Source organism: Aquificaceae bacterium, from assembly GCA_037722135.1.
In the GTDB taxonomy this organism is placed as follows: Bacteria; Aquificota; Aquificia; order Aquificales; family Aquificaceae; genus Pampinifervens; species Pampinifervens sericum.
In genome coordinates this window covers 1-3804 of the sequence record JBBKAW010000067.1, presented here as the reverse complement: position 1 = coordinate 3804, position 3804 = coordinate 1, and the positions used below count along the sequence as shown (strand labels likewise).

The window sequence follows — 3804 nt, the reverse complement described above, 5'->3', positions numbered from 1 at the left end:
CCATTTTACTTATCATAGTCCTCTACATCTCTGCTCCAGCCCTTTTTGCCCTTGTGCTTCTTATTTACCCTATTGCCTTTTACACGGTTCTTCTCTTCCTAATTCTCTACCTCGTGGCGTATGGCATAAGTTCTTATCTCAAGCACCGCTCCCAGCAAAAGGCACTTCGTAAGGCAGTTCAAGACTATGTAGCCAAAAAGAGGGCGGAGATATCCGTGTCCTCTAAAGGTTCTAATAACTAAACTGTCATGTTGAGAAAGCGTTAGCTTCTTGCCAAAGCCATCCTCAGAGGCACTTCTTTTGGTTGCTAATTTATCTCACAAGAGCGTGGTAAAATACCATAGGCATGGGCTTTTTTGATAGGTTTAGGAAAAAGGAGCAGAAGGAAGTTCTTTGGACAAAGTGTGAAAACTGCAAGTCTATCTTGTATATACCGGAGCTAAAGGCAAACCTTAATGTGTGTCCCAAGTGTCAGCATCACTTCAATGTTCCTGCAAAGGAAAGGCTTGAGCATCTTTTGGAAAACTACGAGCTTCTCTTTGAAAACATAAGACCCACAGACCCTCTAAACTTCAAGGATACAAAAAGCTACAAGGACAGGCTAAAGCAGGCACAGGAGCAAACGGGTCTTTCTGAGGCTATGCTTGTGGCGGAGGGTTTTCTAAAGGACGAAAGGGTGGTGCTTGTGGTTATGGACTTTGGGTTTATTGGTGGTAGTATGGGTTCTGTGGTGGGTGAGAGGTTCTATAGAGCCTGCAAGCACGCAAGTCAAAAGGAAATTCCTCTCATAGCGGTTATCACCTCTGGTGGTGCAAGGATGCAGGAGGGCATACTGTCTCTTATGCAGATGGCAAAGACTTCCATCGGAGTGGGCTATCTAAAAGAAAAGGGTATTCCCTACATTACCCTTTTGACAGACCCTACCACCGGAGGCGTTTCTGCCAGCTTTGCCTTTCTTGGAGACATTATCATCGCAGAGCCAAAGGCTCTAATAGGCTTTGCAGGACCAAGGGTTATAGAGCAGACCATAAAACAGCAACTGCCAGAGGGCTTTCAGACTGCGGAGTTCTTGCTCCAAAAGGGTATGGTGGATATGGTAGTCCACAGGAAAGACCTAAAGGATACCCTGCACCAGCTCATAAAGTTCACCACCTATTGGAGAAGGCATGTGGAGGTTTGAAGAAGAGCATCCCTTTGCTCTTGCCTACAGGCTTGTGGAAGAGGGTAAACTTGACCCTTGGGATGTGGATATATCTGTGTTGGCAAGGGCTTATATGGAAGAGATAAGAAGGCATGAGCTTTTGGACCTTAGAGTGCCTGCAAGGGCGGTGCTCGCTGCGTCCTTTCTCTTGAAAAAGCAGGCGGAGGTCCTCTTTCCTGAGCCAAAGCAAAAAAGGGAAAGAAGGAGGCTTACCCTAAAGGAGATAGTGGAGCAGTTTGAAAGCCAAGAGGAGCAGGTTCAAGAGGAGCTCCTGCAAAGGATAGAGACGGTCAAAAGGGTCATAAGAGCTTCTAAGACAAGGTCTGAAAGTAAAAGAAAAAGGGAAAGACGCTTTCCCATTCATATCTCCAAGTTTGAGGATGCTCTGCAGGAGCTAAGGGAGATGGTAAAGGAAATGGGAGTTATAAACTCCTTTTATGGACTTCTCTTGGGGAAAAATATAGTGCCTTACTTGATGGCTCTTATGGTGCTATACCAAGAGGGTGTGGTGGATATAGAGCAAGAAGTGCCTTACGGGGACTTGAAAATAAGCCTTGTAGGAGAGCATATTTAATTAGGAGGTTTGTGGTGCTAAGGCTTAAGTTTAACCAAGAGGGTCTTATACCCGTTATAGCTCAAGACTACAGGACTGGTGAGATAAGGATGTTTGCTTGGGCTAACGAAGAAGCCATAGAAAAGACCCTACAGACAGGCTACGCCCACTACTACTCAAGGTCAAGAAAAAGCGTATGGAAAAAGGGGGAGACCTCTGGAGAACTTCAAAAAGTCATTGAGGTGCGAGTGGACTGCGACGAGGATGCGGTGCTATACATAATAGAGCAAGAAAAAAACAGAGCCTGCCATACGGGTGAAAGAAACTGCTTTTTTAGAGACCCTGAAGGAAGAGAGGCAAAAAGGGTCTTACCCTTTGAAGCCTTGCAAAGGCTACAGGAGATAATACGTCAAAGGCTTGAGGAAATGCCAGAAGACTCCTATACGGTAAGGCTATACAAGGAGGGAGAAGACCGTGTGCTACAAAAGTTTGGTGAAGAAGCCATAGAGACACTCATAGCACTAAAGAGAGGCATTCCAGAGGAGATAAGGGCGGAGGTCTCTGACATGTTCTACCACCTTATCCTTATGCTTACCATAAGAGGCATAGGCATAGAGGAGGTTCTCCAAGAGCTTGCAAGCAGGATGAAATAGGCTTAAGATTTTCTTATGTTAGTCATATTTCTTTTTTTGGTTTTTCTGTTAGGTTTTTCCCATGCAAAGGTCTTTGTATCCCAGTGGCAGGATGCGGTCACTCCTCTTATGGTGGACTACATAAAAAGAAGCCTTGAGAAGGCAGAAAAGGAAGGTGGAACGCTCTTTATCCTTGAGCTTAACACTCCCGGTGGTCTTGAAAGCTCCATGAGGGAGGTCATTCAAGAGTTTCAGAGGACTTCTATTCCTGTGGTGGTTTATGTCTCTCCACCGGGAGGTCGTGCAGCCTCTGCGGGGGCTATTATAACCATTTCTGCGGATGTGGCGGTAATGGCACCGGGGACAAATATAGGTGCAGCAACTCCTGTGCAGATGGGTGGAGAAAGGATGGACGAAGCCATGAGAGAGAAGGTCATGCAAGACATGCTCGCCTTTGTAAGAAGCATAGCAAAGGAAAAGGGAAGAAACCCAAAGATAATAGAGAGGATGGTAAAGGAAGCCATCTCCCTCACGCCTGAGGAAGCCTTAAGGGAAAAGGTCATAGACTTCATAGCGGTGGATAGGGCAGACCTTCTTAAAAAACTTGAGGGTAGGGTGGTCAAAAAACATGGAAAGGAAATAACTCTCAAAACAGAAGGAGTTCAAGTTGTAGAGATAGGCAAAAGCCTAAGGGAAGAGCTCCTCAGTGTTATAACAAACCCTACCGTTGCTTATATGCTCCTGCTTATAGGCTTTTATGGAATATTCTTTGAGCTTTACAACCCAGGCAGTATTATCCCAGGTGCGGTGGGGGTTATAGCTTTGCTTTTGGGTTTGTATGGGCTTGGTATTATTGGCATAAACTGGCTTGGGCTTTTACTTATCCTTGCGGGATTGCTTTTGTTGGTGCTTGAGCTCATAACTCCCACCTTTGGAGGTCTTGCTCTTGCGGGTGCTATAGCCTTAGCCCTTGGCTCTCTTATTCTCATAAGCCCAGACTCTCCTTACGGAGATATACCTCTTAGCGTCATAGGGACAATGGTAGCTCTCACTGTTGCCTTTTTCCTCTTTGCGGGAAGACTGGGGCTAAAGGCTCAAAAGAGAAGGAAAATGCTCGGCATAGAGGAGCTACTGGGTGAGCAAGGAGAAGCTCTTACCGACTTTGTGGAGGGTAAGGGTAAGGTCTTTATACATGGTGAGATATGGAACGCGGTAAGCGATGAAGCCATAAGGAAAGGAGATACGATAATAGTGGAGGAGGTCAGAGGTCTTGTATTGAAGGTTAGAAAGGCTTAAACGGAGAGGGCGGGATTCGAACCCGCGGTACGGGGTTTACCCGTACACAGCATTTCCAGTGCTGCACCTTCGGCCACTCGGTCACCTCTCCTTACAATAATATTATAATATCTCTCCACCAT

The 3804-nt window shown here is 46.0% G+C and carries 5 protein-coding genes and 1 tRNA gene; 5 read left to right on the top strand and 1 reads right to left on the bottom strand.

Annotated features, from left to right (window positions below; genetic code table 11):
* The 5 genes from WKI49_04765 to WKI49_04745 all read left to right on the top strand — a co-directional run.
* Window positions 1-242: hypothetical protein (locus WKI49_04765; protein ID MEJ7621808.1), on the top strand; the 242-nt coding region annotated here is incomplete at its 5' end.
* Between the two features lie 104 nt (window positions 243-346).
* Entirely contained in the window at window positions 347-1180 is an 834-nt protein-coding gene (accD, locus tag WKI49_04760) for an acetyl-CoA carboxylase, carboxyltransferase subunit beta (GenBank protein MEJ7621807.1), read from the top strand.
* The gene (locus WKI49_04755; GenBank protein ID MEJ7621806.1) at window positions 1167-1775 is read left to right on the top strand and encodes a segregation/condensation protein A; all 609 of its coding nucleotides are present in this window, start codon (window positions 1167-1169) and stop codon (window positions 1773-1775) included. The genes accD and WKI49_04755 overlap by 14 nt, the downstream gene beginning before the upstream one ends.
* A gap of 14 nt (window positions 1776-1789) precedes the next feature.
* Complete coding sequence (gene hisIE, locus WKI49_04750) at window positions 1790-2407, top strand: bifunctional phosphoribosyl-AMP cyclohydrolase/phosphoribosyl-ATP diphosphatase HisIE (protein MEJ7621805.1); 618 nt, start codon at window positions 1790-1792, stop codon at window positions 2405-2407.
* 15 nt (window positions 2408-2422) lie between these two features.
* Complete coding sequence (locus WKI49_04745) at window positions 2423-3682, top strand: nodulation protein NfeD (GenBank protein MEJ7621804.1); 1260 nt, start codon at window positions 2423-2425, stop codon at window positions 3680-3682.
* 1 nt (window position 3683) lies between these two features.
* Here WKI49_04745 and WKI49_04740 read toward each other — a convergent pair.
* A tRNA-Ser gene (locus WKI49_04740) sits at window positions 3684-3773 on the bottom strand.
* Between the last annotated feature and the right edge of the window lie 31 nt (window positions 3774-3804).

What these genes read in the sequence shown, in the direction of transcription:
- accD (MEJ7621807.1), top strand. Translation starts at nt 347, where the DNA reads ATGGGCTTTTTTGATAGGTTTAGGAAAAAGGAGCAGAAGGAAGTTCTT.
- WKI49_04755 (MEJ7621806.1), top strand. Translation starts at nt 1,167, where the DNA reads ATGTGGAGGTTTGAAGAAGAGCATCCCTTTGCTCTTGCCTACAGGCTT.
- WKI49_04745 (MEJ7621804.1), top strand. Translation starts at nt 2,423, where the DNA reads ATGTTAGTCATATTTCTTTTTTTGGTTTTTCTGTTAGGTTTTTCCCAT.